Source organism: Pseudalkalibacillus salsuginis, assembly GCF_021646685.1.
Lineage (GTDB): Bacteria > Bacillota > Bacilli > Bacillales > Fictibacillaceae > Pseudalkalibacillus > Pseudalkalibacillus salsuginis.
Map to the genome: position 1 here is coordinate 95,173 of NZ_JAKJHW010000005.1, position 19,615 is coordinate 114,787.

General features: G+C 41.3%; 20 protein-coding genes. 16 read left to right on the plus strand and 4 right to left on the minus strand.

Translation table 11 applies throughout. The features are described 5' to 3' along the window. Positions 1 to 35 precede the first annotated feature (35 nt). The 15 genes from gvpO to hemF all read left to right on the plus strand — a co-directional run bounded on the left by gvpO (position 36) and on the right by hemF (position 10,585). The gene (gvpO, locus tag L1611_RS13775; protein ID WP_236314119.1) at positions 36 to 311 is read left to right on the plus strand and encodes a gas vesicle protein GvpO; all 276 of its coding nucleotides are present in this window, start codon (positions 36 to 38) and stop codon (positions 309 to 311) included. Between the two features lie 16 nt (positions 312 to 327). Next, complete coding sequence (gene gvpN, locus L1611_RS13780; protein ID WP_236314120.1) at positions 328 to 1,239, plus strand: gas vesicle protein GvpN; 912 nt, start codon at positions 328 to 330, stop codon at positions 1,237 to 1,239. Positions 1,240 to 1,270: 31 nt separating this feature from the next. Then, positions 1,271 to 2,041: a GvpL/GvpF family gas vesicle protein gene (locus L1611_RS13785; protein WP_236314121.1), complete on the plus strand. Its 771-nt coding sequence runs from the start codon at positions 1,271 to 1,273 to the stop codon at positions 2,039 to 2,041. Further along, a complete protein-coding gene (locus L1611_RS13790; protein ID WP_225064975.1) occupies positions 2,041 to 2,298 on the plus strand; it encodes a gas vesicle protein GvpG in 258 nt (85 codons plus the stop codon). Before L1611_RS13785 ends, L1611_RS13790 begins: the two co-directional genes overlap by 1 nt. Before the next feature lie 10 nt (positions 2,299 to 2,308). Continuing rightward, the gene (locus tag L1611_RS13795) at positions 2,309 to 3,115 is read left to right on the plus strand and encodes a GvpL/GvpF family gas vesicle protein (protein ID WP_236314122.1); all 807 of its coding nucleotides are present in this window, start codon (positions 2,309 to 2,311) and stop codon (positions 3,113 to 3,115) included. A 17-nt stretch (positions 3,116 to 3,132) separates the two neighbouring features. Continuing rightward, the gene (locus L1611_RS13800) at positions 3,133 to 3,393 is read left to right on the plus strand and encodes a gas vesicle protein (protein WP_236314123.1); all 261 of its coding nucleotides are present in this window, start codon (positions 3,133 to 3,135) and stop codon (positions 3,391 to 3,393) included. Then, on the plus strand, positions 3,368 to 3,658 hold the full coding sequence (locus tag L1611_RS13805; RefSeq protein ID WP_236314124.1) for a gas vesicle protein K: 291 nt from the start codon (positions 3,368 to 3,370) through the stop codon (positions 3,656 to 3,658). Before L1611_RS13800 ends, L1611_RS13805 begins: the two co-directional genes overlap by 26 nt. A gap of 166 nt (positions 3,659 to 3,824) precedes the next feature. Then, the gene (locus L1611_RS13810) at positions 3,825 to 4,166 is read left to right on the plus strand and encodes a gas vesicle protein (protein ID WP_236314125.1); all 342 of its coding nucleotides are present in this window, start codon (positions 3,825 to 3,827) and stop codon (positions 4,164 to 4,166) included. 15 nt (positions 4,167 to 4,181) lie between these two features. Next, positions 4,182 to 4,898, plus strand: a complete 717-nt coding sequence (gvpT, locus tag L1611_RS13815) for a YtxH domain-containing protein (protein ID WP_236314126.1) — start codon at positions 4,182 to 4,184, stop codon at positions 4,896 to 4,898. Between the two features lie 24 nt (positions 4,899 to 4,922). Further along, the gene (gene gvpU / locus L1611_RS13820; RefSeq protein WP_236314129.1) at positions 4,923 to 5,336 is read left to right on the plus strand and encodes a gas vesicle accessory protein GvpU; all 414 of its coding nucleotides are present in this window, start codon (positions 4,923 to 4,925) and stop codon (positions 5,334 to 5,336) included. 149 nt (positions 5,337 to 5,485) lie between these two features. Next, positions 5,486 to 6,172: an FkbM family methyltransferase gene (locus L1611_RS13825; RefSeq protein ID WP_236314130.1), complete on the plus strand. Its 687-nt coding sequence runs from the start codon at positions 5,486 to 5,488 to the stop codon at positions 6,170 to 6,172. 224 nt (positions 6,173 to 6,396) lie between these two features. Next, on the plus strand, positions 6,397 to 6,600 hold the full coding sequence (locus tag L1611_RS13830; RefSeq protein ID WP_236314131.1) for a hypothetical protein: 204 nt from the start codon (positions 6,397 to 6,399) through the stop codon (positions 6,598 to 6,600). A gap of 156 nt (positions 6,601 to 6,756) precedes the next feature. Then, positions 6,757 to 7,920, plus strand: coding sequence for a glycerate kinase (locus L1611_RS13835; protein WP_236314132.1), 1,164 nt, complete (start codon positions 6,757 to 6,759; stop codon positions 7,918 to 7,920). 293 nt (positions 7,921 to 8,213) lie between these two features. After that, positions 8,214 to 9,413, plus strand: coding sequence for a class I SAM-dependent rRNA methyltransferase (locus tag L1611_RS13840; protein WP_236314133.1), 1,200 nt, complete (start codon positions 8,214 to 8,216; stop codon positions 9,411 to 9,413). Positions 9,414 to 9,652: 239 nt separating this feature from the next. Next, positions 9,653 to 10,585, plus strand: a complete 933-nt coding sequence (gene hemF, locus L1611_RS13845; protein WP_236314135.1) for an oxygen-dependent coproporphyrinogen oxidase — start codon at positions 9,653 to 9,655, stop codon at positions 10,583 to 10,585. A 263-nt stretch (positions 10,586 to 10,848) separates the two neighbouring features. Here hemF and L1611_RS13850 read toward each other — a convergent pair whose 3' ends face one another. Then, positions 10,849 to 12,084: a DUF418 domain-containing protein gene (locus tag L1611_RS13850; protein WP_236314136.1), complete on the minus strand. Its 1,236-nt coding sequence runs from the start codon at positions 12,082 to 12,084 to the stop codon at positions 10,849 to 10,851. Between the two features lie 773 nt (positions 12,085 to 12,857). Between L1611_RS13850 and abc-f the strand changes: the two genes are divergently transcribed. Then, on the plus strand, positions 12,858 to 14,687 hold the full coding sequence (abc-f, locus tag L1611_RS13855) for a ribosomal protection-like ABC-F family protein (protein WP_236314138.1): 1,830 nt from the start codon (positions 12,858 to 12,860) through the stop codon (positions 14,685 to 14,687). 236 nt (positions 14,688 to 14,923) lie between these two features. Here the strand turns inward: abc-f and L1611_RS13860 are convergent, their stop codons facing one another. The 3 genes from L1611_RS13860 to L1611_RS13870 all read right to left on the minus strand — a co-directional run bounded on the left by L1611_RS13860 (position 14,924) and on the right by L1611_RS13870 (position 19,606). Further along, positions 14,924 to 16,177, minus strand: a complete 1,254-nt coding sequence (locus tag L1611_RS13860) for an ATP-binding protein (RefSeq protein ID WP_236314140.1) — start codon at positions 16,175 to 16,177, stop codon at positions 14,924 to 14,926. Between the two features lie 279 nt (positions 16,178 to 16,456). Then, a complete protein-coding gene (locus L1611_RS13865; protein ID WP_236314141.1) occupies positions 16,457 to 18,013 on the minus strand; it encodes a glycine betaine uptake BCCT transporter in 1,557 nt (518 codons plus the stop codon). A 60-nt stretch (positions 18,014 to 18,073) separates the two neighbouring features. Continuing rightward, complete coding sequence (locus L1611_RS13870; protein ID WP_236314143.1) at positions 18,074 to 19,606, minus strand: FAD-dependent oxidoreductase; 1,533 nt, start codon at positions 19,604 to 19,606, stop codon at positions 18,074 to 18,076. Positions 19,607 to 19,615: the final 9 nt, after the last annotated feature.

Genomic DNA, 19,615 nt, shown 5'->3' on the forward strand with positions numbered 1-19,615 from the left:
TTCTCTCCTAATTCAAATGGTTAGTGGAGGCGGCTATGGAAATCAAAGAAATCATGCGAAATGTGACTGACTTTTTCAAGGAGCATATCGCCCCGCCGCATAAAATTACATCGGTGGAGGCAATGGAGGAAAAAGAAGGCTGGAAGGTCACAATCGAAGTAATCGAGGAAAAAGAATATATGAAAAAGTACGCAAAAGACGAAATGATTGGAACCTATGAAGTCTTAATCAATCAAGATAAAGAGGTCACCTCGTTCAAGAGGCTGGACGTCCGCTTCAGAAGCGCAGTGGACATGGAGTCAAGGAGGTAACCAGAGGGAGGCTTCAATGGCTGTATTGAAGGAACAGACAAAGAAAGATGAGCGGGCATTCATAAAAGATCCGAAAACCGAACAGTTGCTTTCCCGATCTTTGCAATACCTGAACGCCGGGTACCCGCTGCATTTCATAGGACCTACCGGGGCAGGCAAAACTTCGCTTGCACTAGCCGTTGCAAAGAAACGGAAGAGACCTGTCATGGTGATGCATGGCAACCACGAACTGAACAATAAAGATTTGATTGGTGATTTCACAGGTTATACAAGTAAAAAAGTCATCGATCAGTATGTACGGTCGGTCTATAAAAAAGATGAAAGTGTTACAGAAACTTGGAGAGATGGGCGTTTGCTCGAAGCAGTCAAAAATGGGTATACGCTTGTTTATGATGAATTTACACGGTCCCGACCAACGACGAACAATCTCTTTTTATCAATATTAGAAGAGGGTGTCCTCCCGTTATACGGATCAAAACTTACAGAACCCTTCTACCAGGTACACCCTGAATTTTCACTGATCTTCACAAGTAACCCAGCAGAATATGCTGGTGTCTATAAAACCCAGGATGCCTTGATGGATCGACTGATCACCATCTATGTGGATTATAAAGATATAGATGGGGAAACAGAAATCATTTCAGAAAAAGTTGGAATTGATAAGAGTGATGCAAGAGCGATCACGACCCTCGTATCAAATTTACGAAGCCGATGCCCGAAGGAGACGGGTAGTGTTCCAAGCATACGAACATCCATCATGATTGCAACGATAGCTTTAGAAGAAGATATTCCAATCGATGGTGAGGATGAAGGATTCCAGCAACTCTGTCTCGATATCCTTTCTTATCCGATGAGCCGTTGTCTAGAATCCGATGATCCTCGCACAGCAGTAGAAGAACTGATACGAAAAGAATGCAACAATATTTAAACATGTAACCATGAAAAAGGAGAGTAATAGAATGGGCGATCAGGAAGAAAAGGGCATTTATCTATTTTGTGGGATACAGACCGAACAGGATGGGGATTCTTTTGGAACAGTCGAAATAGAAGGCACTGAACGGGAAATCTTCACAATCGGATACAAGGATGCTGCTATGGTTGTAGCTGAAGTGCCGATGAAAATCTATCATCCGAATAGAGATAATTTGATGTTTCACCAGAACACCGTATCAAAGGTGATGGAACAAAACAATACAGTCATTCCGATCAGCTTTGGCAATGTATTCAAGACACGGGATGATGTAAAGGTCTTATTGGAAAACTTGTATCCCCAATTCGAGAAACTGTTCCCTGAAATAAAAGGAAAAATTGAAGTAGGTTTAAAGGTAATCGGCAAAAAGGCATGGCTAGAAAACAAAGTCAACGAAAATCCTGAAGCGGTCAAGAAAGCGGCGGCGGTTAAAGGTAAATCAGAGGCTGCAAGCTATTATGAACGTATCCAGTTAGGTGGAATGGCTCAGAAGATGGTCCAAGAAATCCAAGATGATATAAAAACGGAGATTTTTTCACCTCTGGAGAAAACGGCTGAAGCAGCGAAAGCGAATGAGAGTCTCAGTGAAACCATGCTCTTGAACGCCTCTTTCCTAGTTGATCGCGATAAAGAGGAACTGTTCGATGAAAAGGTAAATGAAGCGCATGAAAAATGGAAGGATAAAGTTGATTTCAAATACACAGGTCCTTGGCCAGCCTACAATTTCATCAATATCCGTTTGACAGTAGAGGAAAGCTGATGTTACACAAAATCGTCACTGCACCAATGAATTTGGTCATTAAAGTAGGCGAAAAGGTAAAAGAGGAAGTCGACAAGGAACTGTATGACCTTCCAACAATCCAACAGAAGCTCATCCAGCTGCAAATGATGTATGAACTAGAAGAAATACCGGAGGATGTATATAAGATGAAAGAGGAAGAGTTATTAAATCGATATGAAATTGCAAAACAGAAAGAAATCGAACAATGGGAAGAATTAACCAAGAAGAAGGAATGAGGTAATGGAGATGGATCAACTTATCTATTTATATGGTTTAATTCCAACACCAGCTGCAGCACAAAAATCATTTCCATCGTTTCAAGGGTTCGACGGTGAGTCAGAGCTTTATACGATTCCGATCAATAATGTCACGGCTGTTGTTTGCAGGCTTGACCCAGATGAGTATTCAGAAGAAACCATCAAGGAGAAAATCGACAATGACATGGAATGGCTGCAGGGAAAAGCATTCCATCATCACGAAACAATGGTGAAGTTATACAAGGAGTATCCCGTTATACCTTTAAAGTTCTGTACCATTTATAAAAACGAACAAAGCATGTATGACAAGATTCAAGCGAGTGAAGAAAAAATTGAACAGACCTTTGAATCGCTTGAAGGCAATGAAGAATGGAACCTTAAAATCTATTGCGATGATGAAAAGCTGAAACACGATGTAAGTAAAAATAATTACGAAATCGAAGCGAAGAAAAAAGAAATCAGTGCACTGACACCTGGACGACGATTTTTTGAAATGAAAAAGATTGATGAATTGGTTGAAGAGGAACTTGAAAAGGAAAAAAACCGAGTATGTGAAAAGTTGCATGAAAAGCTGAAAGAGTTTTCCGTTAAAGCTGAAATCAAAAGAAATTGGAGCAGGGATATAACAGGGCTGAAGGAAAATATGGCCTGGAACAGCGTGTTTCTTTTGCCAGTTGCTAAAGTTGATTCTTTTTTGGATGAAGTAAAAAGGCTAGAAAAGGAACGAGGACAAAATGGTTGGAGGTTTGAAGCTTCAGGACCATGGCCGGCTTACCATTTTTCCAGCTTTTCGTGAAGTGAGGGATCTGATCGATGTCACAAAGAGAATCGATTGAAAACAAGGAAATTGCACTTATAGATATTTTAGATGTCATTCTCGATAAAGGAGTGGCAATAAGGGGAGATATCATTATTTCAATCGCGGGTGTTGATCTAGTCTATCTGGACTTACGAATATTGATCTCCTCTGTTGAAACCCTCGTACAAACACACGGCAATAAAACTGTATCGTCTGAGAACTTTGAAAGACAAAGGGGTGTACTGACTGATGCAATCGCAGAGTCAAACAAATAATGTACGGATAGACATCGACCCGGAAAATGCGGAGCAAGGACTAGCTCAATTAGTCATGACTGTGATCGAATTATTACGGCAAATTGTCGAACGGCATGCAATCAGGCGAGTAGAAGGTGGGAACCTTACCGATGAACAAATTGAAGATCTCGGTGTCGCCCTGATGAATTTAGAGGAAAAAATGGAAGAACTAAAGAACATCTTCGGCCTTGAAGCTGAGGATTTGAATATAGATTTGGGTCCTTTAGGAAACCTTCTTCGATAGTTTATTTCTATAGAATCAAAGGCTTATGTATCATCATCAGCAAGTGGACCTGGGAAATCACCTCGGTATGAATCTAATGAAACATTTAAGATCTATTGTTAAACGGCGAATTTGATTCGTAACTCGTTTTAAACGGTCCTCCAAAAGGACCAAGGAGGGATATACAATGTCTGTGCAACATCCTGTAGAATCACATTCGGTCGTCGATGTCTTAGAAAAGATTCTAGATAAAGGTGTCGTTATTGCAGGGGATATCCGAGTTGGACTTGCGGATGTCGAACTGTTGACAATCAAGATTCGCCTGATCATCGCATCAGTTGATAAAGCGAAGGAAATCGGAATGGATTGGTGGGAAAATGATCCTTACTTGAGTTCAAAAGCATCAGAAGAGCAAAACAAAGCATTAGAGGATGAAAATAAGCAATTGAAAGAACGCCTTGACCAACTTGAAAACAATTCAACTCACACCAATCAAACAAATCGTATGAATATTAAAGATATAAAGTGATTGGAGGAGAAATTTATGGTAAACAAGGAAAAGCAGGCTGAAAACATGGTGACAGGTGGACCGATCAAACGTACTGTGGCAGGCGGTATTCTAGGTGCGACAATTGGGTACCTCGCCACACCTGAAAATGGCAAGAAGCTTTGGGCACGGGTCGATAAAGAAGCGTTAAAGAACAAAAGCATGGATCTGAGTCGATCTGCGAAGGAAAAATCCAAGCAGGCTGCTCAGGGTCTTAAAACCTCCACTACGAATTTCTTGAATAACAGAAAGCACAAAGATTCTGAAGAAAGTGATAGTGCTGGAACAGAAGTCAGCGCAACGACAGAAACAGCAGATGAGAAGGATACGGAAGAAATAGAAAATCTGCAGGAAGAAAACCAAAAGCTACAGGATCGATTGAATGCATTAGAAGAGAAAATGAACAAATTGCTTGATGACAAAGATGATGAGGAAGAAGACGAGACCGAAGACGAGGAAGAAGAATCGACGAACCGGCAAAAAAAATCAAGCTCAGCTTCTACAAAGAAAAAGCAATCAAAAAGCACGAAAACAGAAGAAAACAAAGACGACAGTGATGACCAAGAGGACGAAGAGGACGAAGAAGAAAAAAAGAATAACAATGCTAAGAAATCGAACAAAACAAATGGAAAAAAGAAAACAGCATCAAAAAAAGATGAAAAAGAAGATGATGAAGATACATCACTAACCAGTGAGGATGATACTTCCTCATAACTGAATTGTAAAGGAGCGATCAATATGAGTTCAGTTGTGCCAAAAGATAGTATAATTGAATACTTCGCGAAAGCAGCGAATACAGGTGATTTCACGTTGGATATTACATTGAACGTGAACGGTTCTGTTATCTCCGGTACGATGATTTCAGCAAAAAAATACTTCGAAGAGCTTAGTGGTAAACTTGAAGATGGCAGCGAGATTGCTCAAAAGTTAAGTGAAGACCTTTCGGAAGCAAGTGAGGCAGCAGATTCACATGATGGTGGAGAAGCAAACTTCATTCATATGAAAAACACCCGCGTATACTGCGGGGACAATAAACCAACACCCTCTAAAGGTAAGATCCTTTGGAGAGGGAAAATAGATCAAATAGATGGATTTTTCCTAGGAAGGATTTCAGAATCGAAAAACAGTAATGACAACAGTAAAAAATCTTGAATAAGGGACAAAAAGAAATGACGGGGAGACCCGTCATTTCTTTTTGTGGCTCAGTCCGGTCTTTTAGTTTTAATAAACATCCGTCTTTTCCGTGGTGAGATATCGAAAAAGTTCATATGAATATAAAAATAGGGATGGGAGTGATGGGCTTGGAGGAGCCTCAACTAAATAGCATAAAGGCATCGGGAATTAAAGAGATGTTGTATTTCCGTAAAGATTCTACAGATTTCGATACGTTCAAATACGTGTTTCATAAAAAGGAATACCGTTTACCAACTTTGACTTTTCAACCTAAATGGATTATCGATGGCGGAGCAAATGTCGGGTATACGAGTGTCTATTTTGCAGAACAATTTCCAAATGCGAAAATAATGGCGGTAGAATCAGAACCTTCTAATGTAGAAGTGATGAAAGAAAACATCAGGAACTATGATCAGATTAAACTTCTACATGCCGGTTTATGGAACAAGAATACGTTTTTAAAAGTAAAGGATGTTGGTTTAGGTGAATGGGGGATGATGGTAGAGGAAACCGAACGGGCTGAACAAGGGTCATTTAAAGCAGTTACAATCGACTCCATTGCTGCAAATTTCGGAATGGAAGAAATTGATATCTTGAAACTGAATGTTGAAGGTGCTGAGAAAGAGTTGTTTTCACAAGGGTACGAAAGTTGGTTGAGCAAGGTCAAGATCTTGATCATCGAGCTTCATGACAGAATGAAGCCTGGCTGCAGCAGAGCATTCTATAAAGCAATAAGGCCATATAATTTTGCAACTTTCAAGAGGGGTGCAAACGTCATCTTATATAAAAAAGGTTGTTTTAAGCAAAAACGATGACCATTGAGCCTACATGCCAATCGGCTTTGTCATCGATATCAATAATTTTAAGAACTTAGACCAATTGTAAATGTATGCCAGAATAAAAAAGAGGATTGCTTCAAAATTATAACGAATAGAATTAAAGGAGCGGCCATTCCGGTACGCTCTTTTCTATATGCTGTATAATTATTACAACATCAAGAAACACCAGGGTTTCTATCAATGAAAAAGGATTTTCCTATTTGCGTTTATATAAATTATCGGTTTCCATTGCTCTATCTCTGATGGTGCTTGAACGGATCGTCGAATTTGTCCAGCCTCTGCTGATGGCGAAAATCACTAGGTTCGCCATCTCACATCGATTGAATTCGATTCGGAGCGCTGATAAGATCCTGGTTGTTAGCGAGGGAGACATTATCGAACAAGGAAGCTATCGCGGACCTTGAGTATACTCAGACAAGCGAGCAGTATATTCTGAAGAAGTGTTAAGCTTATTTTGTGAAGAAAGATTGAAAGTCAAAATATACAGGAGTATCCATTAATGGGAAAGGAGGCTGCTGTATAAAAAACAATCGGTAAAATACAAGTAGCAGGTGATTGTAATGAAAATAATCGTCGCCCCGGATTCTTTCAAAGGGTCAATGACGAGCACGGAAGCTTCTGAAGCGATACGGAAAGGTTTGTTGGAAGTCGATGAAGATCTTGACGTTGTACTGATCCCGATGGCAGATGGAGGCGAGGGAACAGTCGAAGCTCTTACAGCCATTTTAGGTGGAGAAAAACAATCAGAAGAAGTGGAAGACCCGCTTGGACGTCAGGTTTGTGCGGATTTCGGATGGATTGAGAAAACGAAGACGGCTGTGATCGAAACAGCAGCGGCTTCTGGTCTTCCGCTCTTAAAAGAGGGAGAGCTCGATCCTTATCATGCCTCTACCTATGGGACGGGCCAGTTAGTCTCCCGGGCACTGGATCTTGGGGCGGATAAAGTGATCCTTGGTCTTGGGGGGAGTGCAACAGTCGATGCCGGAACAGGTTTTTTCGAGGCATTGGGCATCCGGTTTTTAGATGAGGCTGGGAATAGGGTCCAAGCCTCTGGTGGTAAACTCGGAGAAATTAAATCCATTGATGCGACCCATTTGGATTCCCGTTTAGCCGATGTTGAATTCACGATTGCTTCTGATGTGACTAATCCTTTACTTGGAAGAGAGGGTGCTGTAGCGGTATTTGGGCCTCAAAAAGGGGTTACCGAAGATGAACTCGTTTTCTTTGAAAATGGGATGGGGCGGTATGCAGAAACTGTCGCTTCTCATATAGGGAAAGAGTATCGATCCGATGAGGGTAGTGGTGCAGCTGGCGGGTTTGGTTTCTCCCTCCTTGCCTTTTTACAACCGAAGTTCGAGAACGGTTTTACCTTGATTTCGAAATTAAGCGGGTTGGAATCCCAAATCAGCCAGTCCCGCCTTGTCATCACAGGGGAAGGAAAAGTCGATGGCCAGTCCTTGTACGGGAAAGTCCCTATCGGTATTGCACGGATTGCAGCCAAACATCACGTGCCCGCGATTGCGTTTGCCGGTAAGATTGAAGGAGATTTACAAGCTGCTAAACGACAAGGCCTTTCCTTAGTCCTGCCGATCGTCGATGAACCGATGACATTGTCAGATGCAATGGAAAAAGGGTCGATCCTTTTACAAAGAGCGGCATCACGCTTCATGACAAGCGTTCTATTGCTAGGTGGAAAAGACAAGCCATCTGATCTGACTAGTTAAAGTGCATATATAAAAAAAGTGGGTATGTTCCTTAAGGATTCAATCTGATTTAAAAGAAGGAAAATCGGGCTTATTGCAATGTAGTTTTGGCAATAGGTCCTTTTTTATAAGGCTCAGTTATTAAATCACTCCCTTTCAGCCGGCGATCCGTAAGCCTCCTCGTTGGGCTTCCAGTGACCTTCGTAGCTATTCAGGGCGATTCCGCTTTTCCGTTTTGTTCATGATTTAAAAAGTGATAATATGGATTCAAAAGGTTTCAGCGAAAAAATAATGAAATGAAGGATTGACAAATCATGCCTAAAGAAATTGTGTTGACGATAAAATCGAAGTACTTCAATAAGTTTAAAAGCGGTTATCCACTTCTATTCAAGGAAGCGATCGTCAATTTGAACGATTTGAAGGAAGAAGGTACTCTTCTCATGCTCATCGATGAACAAAAGCGTTTCATCGGAAAAGGATATTATGGAAAACAGAATAAAGGGTACGGTTGGATTCTGACGAGAAAAGAACATGAGGAAATTGATTACGAGTTTTTCGAGCGTAAGATTAAAGAGGCGATTAGGCATAGGAAATCTTTCTTCGCGGATTCGGAAACGAACGCCTTCCGTATTTTAAATGGAGAAGGAGATGGTGTAGGCGGTTTTACTGTCGATTACTTTGATGGATATCTTTTACTAAATTGGTACAGCGAAGGCATCTATCAGTTCAAGAACTTGATAGTAGAGTTGTTCCAGAATTTAGTGGATTACAAAGGAATCTATGAAAAGAAACGCTTTGATCTAAAAGGTCAATACATAGATGACGACGATTTCCTTACTGGAGAACGGGCTCAATTTCCAATCATCGTCAAAGAAAACGGGGTTCACTTTGCTGTATATTTGAACGATGGCGCAATGGTTGGTGTTTTCCTTGATCAAAGGAATGTACGTAAGTCGATCCGTGACTATCATGCCGATGGGAAGACAGTCTTAAATACGTTTTCTTATACAGGAGCATTCTCTGTTTTTGCTGCGCTTGGAGGAGCGGCTAAAACAACAAGTGTCGATCTTGCCAACCGTAGCTTTAATAAGACGGTTGAACAATTCAGCTTGAACGGGGTGGATTATGAAGCGCACGATATCCGTGTCATGGATGTTTTCAATTATTTCAACTACGCTGTCCGGAACAATTTGAAGTTCGGCATGGTTATCCTTGATCCGCCCAGCTTTGCAAGGTCAAAGAAACATCGCTTCAGCGTAGCGAAAGATTATAAAGACTTGATTAAAGAAGCGATTTCCATTACCGAAGATAACGGGCTGATTATAGCCTCGACGAATTTTGCAGGTATCGATATGAAAAAGTTCAAATCATTCGTAGACAAGGCATTCAGTGAAATGGGCGGAAAATATAAGATCATCGAAGAACATTCACTACCAAATGATTTCAAGACGATTAAGGAATTTCCGGAGGGAGATTACTTGAAGGTTCTTTTTATCAGTAAAATCAAAGGTTGAAAAAAATATATGGCAACTTCAGAGTGTTTTCCATAATGGAAACACTCTTTTTACACCCTTCTACAATATAAGTTAATATTTTACAAAATTCAGATAATGCTGTATGTTTGATTCATGAAAGAGTTCTTAGACTTCCACGATCCTGAACAAACTAAATTTGCTTTTAAAAAAAGTAAATCATGTGAGGGGGAATAACTGGTAACTGGTTCAGTCATAAACTCAGGTACCAGCTTAGAGATATGGATATTAAAGAAAAAACAAATACAGGAATAATCGACAAAGTATTGATCAGCAGAACGTTCAAATGTCTCCAGGATGACATCTGCAGTGAGATTGAAGTTTGTGATGGAAAGGAAATTTTCAAGGAAGAAATTTGGACACGTGACGAGGGCGGGGGTGGCAGTACAAGGATCATCCAGAACGGAAAGATCATTGAAAAGGGAGGCGTCAATTTTTCGGAAGTTTATGGTCCTCTCTCAGATAAGATGGCGGATGTCCTCCAAGTCAATCGGGGTGGAACCTTCTATGCGACTGGGGTATCAGTCATCATGCATCCGGGCAGTCCAATGGTTCCTATCATACATATGAACGTCCGTTATTTTGAAGTATCTAATGGCGAGAAGTGGTTCGGAGGTGGAATTGATCTTACACCGATTTACATTGATGGCCGTCAAGCAAAAATGTTCCACCAAACGCTAAAATCTTTATGTGACCAACATCATCCCTCTTATTATCCAGCTTTTAAGAAATGGGCCGACGACTATTTTTATATCAAACATCGTAATGAAACACGTGGAGTTGGCGGGATTTTTTTTGACCGTCTCGGTATAACAGAGGAATTCAGTCTCGAAGATCGCTTTTCCTTTGTCAACGGAATAGGTGAGGCTTTTCCCCGTATTTATACTACACTGATTAATCAGAATAGACACGTTCCTTATGGAGAAGCCGAATTGAAATGGCAACGCGTCCGAAGGGGACGGTATGTCGAGTTTAATCTTGTATATGATCGAGGCACGAAATTCGGTTTGGACTCAGGGGGTCGTATCGAATCGATTTTCATGAGCTTGCCACCTGAAGTCAGCTGGACATATAACTTCCAACCTAGACCAAATAGTAAAGAAGCTGAAACGATGGCCATGTTGAAAAAAGACATCGATTGGATCAACCATTGAGAGTTACAAGGAGTGAAGGGCTGACTGCTTAGGTCACCCCTTTTTTTAAGAAAATATGAAAGTATTAATATTATGGTTTGAGGTGAATGCCAGGCTCCATCGCCCACCCACTTGGATCACTTCAGACCTCCTGGAGGCGGTCGACACATTGAATTAGATCGAAGGGTTAACCCACGCAGAACCGAACTTTGTTTGGTTCGAGCCTCCTCGTCGGACTTCCAGTGACCTTCGTGGCTGCCCCGGGCGATTCCGCTTTTCTAACCTTATAAAGTCGTTTTTTTGTTCGGGGGATCCTTCCTTTTCATCGGCTGTCGTTGTTTATACGTAAGGGACCGCCATAGCCATTCAAAAGGCCCGAAGTGAAAATATTTCAACCAATAATGACTGTAGACTAGCTGAATGGAGAAAAAAACGAGAACCATCAATAGCCCGAAAGTCAAACTGACCTTATTGTAAAAGCCTAGGCCCACAAAAAAGATCACGGAAAGGGAGGTTTGGGCGAGGTAATTGGTCAGCGCCATTTTCCCAGCTGCTTGAAATGATTGCAAGATCCGATTCATTCTAATCTTCTCTAAAAACAGAACAGCGGAAAAGATGTAAAACGAAGCTAGGAACATTCCGCTTAAATTCATAAGCAAGTAAGAAAAACTTTCTTCATGGACCCCGTAATCCAGCCAGCCCAATTCGATCGATGTCAACCAGATCATCAACGGAAACGCAATGATGATGCTTATCCCCCAAATCTTCCTGATTAACATTCGATGAGACCCTGGCTCTGCTATGATACCTTTTTTACCAACGTATAACCCTAATAAAAAGAGTGCTAGGATCTGGGGGATATTGAATAAAAAATACTCTAGGACAGGCAGCACTTCATTTTGGAATCGGTAGGCTGTCAACTCAAAGTATCCTGCCTCCCGATACATGCGCACAGACTCTTCCACTTTATTATTACCCACCGTCTCGCCAATATAGTTTAAAGAATCATAATGGGACGGGGGAGCTAGTAGGGGCAACGCTAATAATGCATAAAAGAGGAAGAGTAAGGACGCTGCCCATATCAATAACGTTTTTGGTCTGAGAGGATAAAAGAATAATAACAGAAAACCAATCAATGCATACGTGTGGAGGATGTCCCCGTACCAGACAAAAACCAAGTGCAATAGACCAAAGGTAAGCAGAATGACCAACCGGCGGATAAAAAGTTTACGAGGTTGATCGGTTTTGAGTTCAGCTCTGGAAAGGAATATGTAAAAACCAAATCCAAAAAGAAAGGAGAACATCGGGTAAAACTTAGCTTGGACGAACAAGTCATAAATAAGGCGAACCCATCGGTCCATCCCTTCATATGCAGGTTGAATCGAATATAGATCATAAATCAGAGCTGGAGCGGATAATGCGGGAATATTCACAAGAAATATTCCTAGAAGTGCAAATCCACGAATAATATCAATTGTTGCAATACGTTGATGAGTCGAAATCGGTGTTGGCTGCTGCATAATAAACTACTTTTCCTCCTTTCACCACTACCCTTTATCATTATCATACCATCAAAAAATTGGGAAATGATAATTTATTTGTAGCCTCAATCGCATAGGGTGAAACAAGGTCAGTGTTCCATGTGAAACAATTTTTTGGAATCCTTTGGATTTCACCGCGGGATGGTTTATAATAAATATACAAATAAGAGGAGGTATCGATACTAAAATCATGAAGTCCCTTAACATTTTTCGCGTAGCTTAATACGAAAAATGGCTCTGCCTGTAAACAGAGTATAGGGATAAGTGTGCCTACATTTAGATATCGTTTTCTTCATGATCGGATTTTGCTGGTCTTTTTTCAGCATCATGATCCCATTTATCTGGTTCACAGGCAGCGGCCTGTGTTTTTTTATGGAAAGACTTTGTTATTTGGTAAAGGTTAATATTGATCTTTTTAAAAAATTGCAGGAAATTCGCGACACTCTGTGGGAAAAGCGAGCCAGGCGAGACCCCGCAGCTTGGATGTAGAAGTGATGTCCAGCTCAGCGACCAGCCACTTGGATCACTTCAAACTTCCTGAGGCGGTCGACACATTGATTTACATCTTATGTGTGAGCCCACGCAGAACCGAACTTTGTTTGGTTCGAGCCTCCTCGTCTGTTTTCCAGTGACCTACGTAACTCAGCGGGTCGCTTCTGCTTTTCTTCAGCCCACGGAAAGGGAGTGAATTTTGCAAAGATCAACAATGTATTATAACAAAGCCAATGGAAAAAAGTGCTGGAGGGATCGGAATGTTAGTTTTGAAGGCTGAAAATATTGCGGTTGAACGTGATGGAAAGCAAATATTCGAAGGTGCAGCCATAGAAATCAATGATGGTGACCATATTGCGTTAATTGGACGGAATGGAGTAGGGAAAACGACTCTCATTAACTGTCTTTTAGGGAAAGAAAAAGTGACCAGTGGAACGATCAACTACTCGATGAAAATTGGAGAATGGGGAATCGTCACTCAAGAATCTTTACAGGATAATCTATTGACGACTAGAGAATTTGTGGAAAGTGAAACTTTGGATCTGTTCAACGTAAAACGACGATTGGAAAGGTATGAACGGTTGATACAAGATAATTATGAGGATATGGATGTCCTCTCTAAGTATAATAAAGCGCTCGACACTTTCATGGAATTAGGAGGATATGAGTGGGAGGTTTCGGTCGAAAAGTCTTTACTCAAGCTGGGTCTTAAAAAGGATACCTGGAATCAGCCCATTGCGAGCTTGAGTGGTGGTCAAAAAACACGTGCAAAACTTGCAAAGGCCATGCAACGGAATCCAAAGGCTCTTGTTCTGGATGAACCGACCAATCATCTGGATGCAGTGACGATGCAGTGGCTTGCAGGATGGCTACAATCGTTTAAAGGAGCTATATTATTCATATCCCATGAACGTGCCTTCATTGATCAAGTAGCGACAATCACCTATGAGCTTACTCCCGAGGGAACGAAAAAATATCATGGAGGCTATTCACAATACCTTAAGCAGGTTGAACATGAACGGAAGACGCTCGAGGCCCAATATCACAAACAACAGGCAGAAAAAAGAAAGCTCTTGGAAGCTGTTACGCAATACAAGCAGTGGTTTCAGAAATCACACAGTGCTGCAAGTGAACGGGATCCTTTTGCAAAGAAAAAAGCAAACAAGAATATGACACGGTTCAAGGCAAAGGAAGCAGCATTGGAAAGACTAGAAAATAACCAGGTAGAGAAACCGAAGGAGGCGCCGAAAATCAATGTTGAATTGGAAGGTGGCAGGTTCGACAGTAAAATACTGCTTAGATTTGAAAATGCCGCTTTTCAATATGATCAAGATGAAAAGCTTTTCAGCTCGTTATCCTTTACGATCGACCGGGGGGACAGAATCGCCGTGATCGGTCAAAATGGAACTGGGAAATCGACCTTGCTCAAGCTGATCACCGGACATCTTCTGCCTGTATCAGGCGATGTCATCCATCACCCTCAATTGAAAATAGGATACTTTATGCAGGAGTTGGAAGGGCTTGATCTGCAACAGTCGGTTCTTGAACAAATATTAGAGTTGCCGCAAATGACTCAAGAAGATGCACGAACCATCCTGGCATGCTTTTTATTTAAAGGTGATCAAGTATTTAAAAAAGTGAAGGATCTAAGTATGGGGGAGAAATGCAGAGTAGCCTTTGTGAAATTGTATTTTTCAGAAGCGAATCTACTTGTGCTTGACGAGCCCACCAACTATCTTGATATAGAGACAAGAGAAAGAATCGAGGATGCATTGATTGTTTATCCTGGATCTGTCGTTACTGTCTCCCACGATCCTTATATGCTTGAGAAAGTCGCAAACCGTGTCTTTTCATTGGACAATGGGTTCTATGAATACAAAGGTACTTATATGGAATGGAAAAAACATGTCCATTTATCAAAAGACGAACAAAGTATCAATAATGAAATAGAGCGGTTGGAGTTACAATTATCGAATTTGATAGCCCAGGAGCTCGAGCCAGGTGATGAGATTGGTACGCTCGCGCTACAAAAACAAATAACAGACTTGAAAAAACAGATTTATCAATTGGAAGCTGAAAAAAAGAGCTAAAAAAGGTTGGCGATTATGCCAACCTTTTTTAGCTAAGAACTATGAAAATTTATTTGGAGTGAAGTAATGTCCAGTTCTATCGCCTAACCACTTGGATCACTTTGCGGCGGTCGACACATTGATTTAGACCGAAGGGTTTTCCCAGGCAGAACGAGCTTTGTTTGGTTCGAGCCTCCTCGTCAGGCTACCAGTGACCTTCGTGGCTGAACAGGGCGATTCCACTTTTATAAATTAGATTAATTTTTCTCTTGCACAGCTGGCAAACGAATTTTAAAGGTCGTTCCTTGACCGATTTGGCTTTGCACATCGATCAACCCATTCATACGTTTGATGATCTCAAAACTGACTGTGAGGCCAAGACCGGTACCTTTTTCCTTAGTAGAAAAATAAGGGGTGCCTAAGCGTTTGATTTGTTCATTCGATATTCCTGAGCCATTATCTTGAATGAGGATTTCCACCCATTGGTCTTTTTTTACAGCTGACACATGCATTTTACCAGAATTATCCATTGCCTCGATTCCGTTTTTCATGATATTGATCAAAACTTGTTGGATTTCATGCTTGAAACACTTAATCTTCAAGGAATCCTTCACAGACTTTGAGATTTCCACATTATTGATGATGGCGTAAGTGGAAATGATCTTGATCGAGTCATTGATCAGCTTGGTGAAATCGATGATCTCTAAAGCGTTTTTTTGAGGCTTAGATAAAGAGAGATACTCATTGATGATTGTTTGGGCACGATCCAGTTCTGATATGGAAATTGTAATAAAAGAACGGTCCGTTTCTGGAATTTCTTTACTTTTGCTTAAAATCTGAAGAAAGCCTCGGACTGTCGTCATCGGATTTCGGATTTCGTGTGCGACTGAAGCTGCCAACTGACTGATTGCGTTCATTTTTTCAATGTGTTCCAATTCCCTTTGAAGCATGATTTGCCTATTCAAGGCTTCGATCAGTGCAATTACACATATTAAAGTAAACAGCGTAATGATGGACAGATAGATTGTAATCTCAATTTGATTGAAGTATCCATTAGCAATGAAATAAACAGCTCGTAAGCTAGCAATTACAAAATAAAACACTGTTAAAGTAAGCAATTTCCCTTTATTGGATTGTGTATAATAAAACTTTCTTAAAATGATTAAAACGACGGAAGCTATTATGTAATTACCCAGGGCTATGAAAAATTCCGCTGGGTATAGGACGTACGTAAACCCAAGCATCAAAGCAGTCAAGCAAAGCCCAGGCATCAGTCCCCCGTAAATGAAACCGAGGATGATGGGGATGATTCTAAGATCATATTTAAATTCTTCAGAATAGACAGCCGGTAAGATCATCATCAGTACAATTGAAAGTAATAATATGAAAAAGAATTTCGAAATAACTTTTTCCCGCACACGACTATCTTCGCGAAGAAAAACGAAATAGAAAAGCATAGGGAATAGGATGAATAAAACGTTTACTAATATATCCTTAATAGTAATCCACATAGATCGACTCCGTAATTAGAGATTTTCTTACTGAAAGGTTCTTGCTACTAACGAATCTTGGTCAAGAATCTTAAATTGCAGTATTGATGTTTGAATCCTGGTCACTGTGATCTCAATAGCGTGTCGAAATTTCGGTTATTTCTCTAATTCAATATTCTTTTTTGTATTGGGAAATCCTTTTTTAAAAGTATTTTAAATACAACTTTATCTGCCTAACCGAAATTTATCCCCCCTTACCGTAAGCTTGAAGAGGAGTACTTCTTTCGGAAAGGCTAATAGTCAACTTTTATTTTTACGCATCTTTCTTTGTTGCAGCTTTCCTCTAAGGATGACAGGTGGTTTTTTACTTTTAGTTTGCTTAAGTCCCCTCATTTCCGCCCGAAAATCCTTCAATAACGCATAACAGCTGAAGAGAAGGACGATCCCTAAAGGGAACGCACTGATGATGATGGCTGATTGGAATCCTTGTAGCCCCCCTGTAGCCATCAGGACGACCGCAGAAGCAGATAGCAACAGGCCTAAGACAATCTTTACAATGTTAGGCGGGTTGATGCTTCCATATGTCGTTTGCATACCTAAAACAAAGGTTGCAGAATCTGCTGACGTTATAAAGAAAGTCAAAATCAATAACAGTGTCACTACGACAAGCACAATTGTAAAGGGAAGTTGCTGGAATACATAGAATAACGCTGCTTCTAACGCTTGACCGGATACATTCAGTCCGAGATTATACTCCATATAAATCCCTGTCCCTCCGAACACTGCAAACCAGAAGGCACATACCAGAGTTGGGATGATCAAAACAGCGGTAATGAATTCACGGACTGTTCTTCCTCTGGATACACGGGCGATGAATGTTCCGACAAATGGTGCCCAAGCGATCCACCATGCCCAATAGAAGATCGTCCAAGATTGCAGCCAGGCTGCATTTTTTTCATTAAACGGGGCCAGTCTCAAACCTAATGCTGCTAAATTTTGAATATACCCACCGAAAGTAGTCGTGAATAAGTCGAGAACAAAAACGGTAGGAGCTACGAACAAAAAGAAGACAAACAAAATGAATGCGAGACCCATGTTTGCATTGCTTAAATATTTGATTCCACGCTTGATTCCTGTAGCTGCAGATATGAGAAACATAACGGTGACGACTGCAACGATGATGAACTGTATTAAAAAGTTATTCGGAATGCCGGTCAAATAATTCAATCCGCCATTGATTTGTGCAGCACCGAGCCCTAAAGAGGCTGCAACACCGAATAAAGTTGCAATCACAGCCACAATATCGATAAGCTTACCGATCGGTCCATTTGTCTTTTCGCCTAAAATCGGATAAAGGGTAGCGCTTATCAGACCAGGGAGCCCTTTCCTGAACTTGTAATAGGCAAGGGTCAGTGCAACGACGGCATAGATCGACCACGCATGGAATCCCCAATGAAGATAGGTATATTGAAGTGCGGTTGTCGCTGCTTGGCTTGTCCCGCCTTCACCAAATGGGGGACTTGAAAAGTGGGAAATAGGTTCGGATACCCCAAAGAATAATAAGCCGATACCCATACCCGCACTGAAAAGCATCGCAAACCAGGTCGGCCGGTTGAATTCAGGTTGATCCTCGTCTTTGCCAAGTTTGATTCTTCCATATTTACTAAAAATCAGAAAAAGGGCAAAGACCAAGAAAAAGGTAGCGGACATCTGGTAAAACCAGCCGAAATTCTTCATAAAAAAAGCTTGAGTATCACTCATGACATCAGTAAGAAGTTGTGGTAAAAACGCTCCCCAAATGACGAATATGACCGCAATAACAATCGATATCCAAAATACGCTTGAAACCTGCTTCATCATAAAACCTCCGATCTTCTTTGCTATGGATGGAGCCTAAGTTGACGTTCTGTATCTGTGTCAGTCTTCCAGTTGAACGTTCCCCAAGGGTTTTTCTGCAGGTCCTTCAACGACAGTCCCATCAATTGCAAAGCGTGATCCGTGGCAAGGACAATCCCAAGTGCGGTCACCGCTGTTCCATTCAGTTTCACAGCCCATGTGTGTACAAGTTGTATCCACCAGGTGTAAACAGTCATTCTCATCTCTATAAGCCCCTGCACGTTTTCCGTTCACCTTAACGACAGCACCCTCGTCTTTTGCCAAATCTTTAAGCTTTTTATGGGCAAGACCCACTTTTCCAGAAACGAAATGACCTGCCACGTCCGCATTTTGGACCACCAGGTTCTTCAGGCCTGGATCTGTGTAAAAGCGGGACGGTGTATAAAGGTCTGTGTATGGGCTCAGTCCTTTAGTGATCAGATCGGTAATCAGTTGTGCCGCGACAGCACTGGAGGTCATACCCCATTTTTTGAAACCGGTAGCCACATAAATGTTATCGTATTTTGAACTGATTTTCCCGATATAAGGTATCTTGTCTATGGTCGTGAGATCCTGTGTAGACCAGCGGAAAGGATATTCACGCACTCCTAGCGTCGTCTGTGCCCAATCTTCCAACGCTTCATAATGCTTGATCGTGTTTACTCCATGGCCGGTCTTATGATTTTCTCCTCCCACTAAAATATATTCCTCATCATTAAAGGTGGTTGTACGAAGTGAGCGTTTCGGTTGATCGACACTTAAATACATGCCGCCTGGATATTGCTTTTCGGATTTGATGGCAATCGCATAGGATCTGTCAGCATACATCCTTGCGAAATAAAAACCTCGCCCTTCAAAAAACGGGAAGTGGGAGGCAACGACAACATGATTACAGTTGATTTTAAACCCGTTTCTAGTAACCACCTTTGGCTTTGACCCAGTTTCCACATCGACCGCAGTCGTGTTCTCGAACATTTTCGCTCCGTTTGTCTTGACTTTTTCAATAAGGGGCAGTAAATAGCGAAGTGGGTGGAATTGAGCTTGGTTCTTCATGACTAGAGCAGCTTCAACGGGAATATCAAACGGTATTTGGTCGACCATATCCCCGTCTATTCCTAATTTCCGATAGGCGTCATATTCTTTCTGCAGCTTTTGCTTGGATGCCTTAGTGGTTGCATAGAGATAAGCATCCTCATTTTTAAAATTACAATCGATGTTGTTTTCATTGATGATCTTTTGGATGAATTGTATCGCTTCTGTGTTTGATTGATAGTATTGCTTGGCTCTCACTTCTCCGATATGCTGGATCAGTTCATCATAGATGAGGTCATGCTGAGCTGTGATCTTAGCGGTTGTATGACCGGTCGTTCCATTGATGATACTTCCCGCATCTATCAAAGCGACGTTTTGACCTGATTGGGTTAGAAGATAGGCAGTCGTGATTCCTGTTATACCACCACCGATTATCGCTACGTCCACATTTTGATCCTCAGTCATTGTTTCAAAAGTCGGAAGCCCGACTCCTGCTCTCCATATCGGTTCGGGGAATTGAGGGATTAAAGGATTATTAGGCATGGGAATTCC

What these genes read in the sequence shown, in the direction of transcription:
- L1611_RS13870 (WP_236314143.1), bottom strand. Translation starts at nt 19,606, where the DNA reads ATGCCTAATAATCCTTTAATCCCTCAATTCCCCGAACCGATATGGAGA.
- L1611_RS13810 (WP_236314125.1), top strand. Translation starts at nt 3,825, where the DNA reads ATGTCTGTGCAACATCCTGTAGAATCACATTCGGTCGTCGATGTCTTA.
- L1611_RS13790 (WP_225064975.1), top strand. Translation starts at nt 2,041, where the DNA reads ATGTTACACAAAATCGTCACTGCACCAATGAATTTGGTCATTAAAGTA.
- L1611_RS13850 (WP_236314136.1), bottom strand. Translation starts at nt 12,084, where the DNA reads ATGCAGCAGCCAACACCGATTTCGACTCATCAACGTATTGCAACAATT.
- gvpT (WP_236314126.1), top strand. Translation starts at nt 4,182, where the DNA reads ATGGTAAACAAGGAAAAGCAGGCTGAAAACATGGTGACAGGTGGACCG.
- gvpN (WP_236314120.1), top strand. Translation starts at nt 328, where the DNA reads ATGGCTGTATTGAAGGAACAGACAAAGAAAGATGAGCGGGCATTCATA.
- L1611_RS13835 (WP_236314132.1), top strand. Translation starts at nt 6,757, where the DNA reads ATGAAAATAATCGTCGCCCCGGATTCTTTCAAAGGGTCAATGACGAGC.
- L1611_RS13800 (WP_236314123.1), top strand. Translation starts at nt 3,133, where the DNA reads ATGTCACAAAGAGAATCGATTGAAAACAAGGAAATTGCACTTATAGAT.
- L1611_RS13805 (WP_236314124.1), top strand. Translation starts at nt 3,368, where the DNA reads ATGCAATCGCAGAGTCAAACAAATAATGTACGGATAGACATCGACCCG.
- gvpU (WP_236314129.1), top strand. Translation starts at nt 4,923, where the DNA reads ATGAGTTCAGTTGTGCCAAAAGATAGTATAATTGAATACTTCGCGAAA.
- hemF (WP_236314135.1), top strand. Translation starts at nt 9,653, where the DNA reads ATGGATATTAAAGAAAAAACAAATACAGGAATAATCGACAAAGTATTG.
- L1611_RS13795 (WP_236314122.1), top strand. Translation starts at nt 2,309, where the DNA reads ATGGATCAACTTATCTATTTATATGGTTTAATTCCAACACCAGCTGCA.
- abc-f (WP_236314138.1), top strand. Translation starts at nt 12,858, where the DNA reads ATGTTAGTTTTGAAGGCTGAAAATATTGCGGTTGAACGTGATGGAAAG.
- L1611_RS13840 (WP_236314133.1), top strand. Translation starts at nt 8,214, where the DNA reads ATGCCTAAAGAAATTGTGTTGACGATAAAATCGAAGTACTTCAATAAG.
- L1611_RS13785 (WP_236314121.1), top strand. Translation starts at nt 1,271, where the DNA reads ATGGGCGATCAGGAAGAAAAGGGCATTTATCTATTTTGTGGGATACAG.
- L1611_RS13865 (WP_236314141.1), bottom strand. Translation starts at nt 18,013, where the DNA reads ATGAAGCAGGTTTCAAGCGTATTTTGGATATCGATTGTTATTGCGGTC.
- L1611_RS13860 (WP_236314140.1), bottom strand. Translation starts at nt 16,177, where the DNA reads ATGTGGATTACTATTAAGGATATATTAGTAAACGTTTTATTCATCCTA.
- gvpO (WP_236314119.1), top strand. Translation starts at nt 36, where the DNA reads ATGGAAATCAAAGAAATCATGCGAAATGTGACTGACTTTTTCAAGGAG.